The organism is Streptomyces sp. SID486, assembly GCF_009865385.1.
Taxonomy (GTDB): Bacteria; Actinomycetota; Actinomycetes; order Streptomycetales; family Streptomycetaceae; genus Streptomyces.
Window position 1 is genome coordinate 1 of record NZ_WWJT01000466.1, and the last position, 260, is coordinate 260.

A 260-nucleotide genomic window follows, 5' to 3' on the forward strand; every position below is an offset into this window, starting at 1 on the left:
CTGGTCGCCCTGCACCTGGCGGTGCAGTCGCTGCGGCAGGGCGAGTGCACGCTCGCTCTCGCCGGCGGTGTCGCGGTCATGCCCAACCCCAGCGCGTTCATCGCCTTCAGCCGGCAGCGCGGGCTCGCGGCCGACGGCCGCTGCAAGGCGTTCGCCGCGTCGGCCGACGGCATGGGACTCGCCGAGGGCATCGGCGTGCTGGTGCTGGAGCGGCTGTCGGACGCCGAGCGCAACGGTCACCAGGTCCTGGCGGTGGTGCG

General features: G+C 74.6%; 1 protein-coding gene. It reads left to right on the forward strand.

What is annotated here, in order from left to right:
• Nucleotides 1–260, forward strand: a 260-nt coding sequence (locus tag GT045_RS21950) for a beta-ketoacyl synthase N-terminal-like domain-containing protein (RefSeq protein WP_161335176.1), incomplete at both ends; no start/stop codon positions are given.